This is a genomic window from Mesorhizobium sp. M7A.F.Ca.US.011.01.1.1 (assembly GCF_003998295.1).
Lineage (GTDB): Bacteria > Pseudomonadota > Alphaproteobacteria > Rhizobiales > Rhizobiaceae > Mesorhizobium.
In genome coordinates this window covers 1-593 of the sequence record NZ_RZRT01000218.1, presented here as the reverse complement: position 1 = coordinate 593, position 593 = coordinate 1, and the positions used below count along the sequence as shown (strand labels likewise).

At 61.0% G+C, this 593-nt stretch carries 1 protein-coding gene; it reads right to left on the bottom strand.

All coding sequences use genetic code 11. From position 1 onward, the window contains the following. Nucleotides 1–593 (bottom strand): DUF4815 domain-containing protein (locus EOA13_RS37415; RefSeq protein ID WP_127298063.1); only part of this gene is annotated, 593 nt, incomplete at both ends.

Sequence of the window (593 nt, the reverse complement as noted above, 5' to 3'; positions counted from 1 at the left end):
GCCGGCGGTTGCGGCTGCTCAATGGCGGGAACGCCCTTGAGATAGACGATATTGCCGTCTCTATCGAGGCAGATGCGATCATGGCGCGGCAGGCTGTAATTGTAGCTCACGAACACGGCGCCGCCGGTCACGCCGCCGTCGACAGTCACGGTCGACGGCCCGACAGCCAATGGCACCACGGCGTCGAGATACCGATAGGTCACGTCATAGGATGAGCCGCCGGCCGGTTCAACGCCGCCAGGCGCCCAATCAACACGATCTCCCGAGAGGGTATAGTCGACCACCACGTCATAGGTAGTGGCGCCCTGCTCCACCAAGGAAATCGAGACGACGCCGGCATGGCCGAGAAGGTCACTTGTGTTCGCAACGGCGCCACGCACGACGGTTTCCGTGGTTTCCTTTGTTATGATAACCGTCGAAACCGAATTGATCGGCGTGCGATTGAGGGTGATTACCGCTGTTCCCGAGCCGCCGTCATCGAACGTATGCGGCTCCGAAGCAATGTTGAGAATGTCCGGCGCCTCGGTTTCGCCGTAGCGCGTCGCGGTGTTCCGGGTGCGCTTGAAGCCGAGAATATTTGCCGTGCCTTCCTC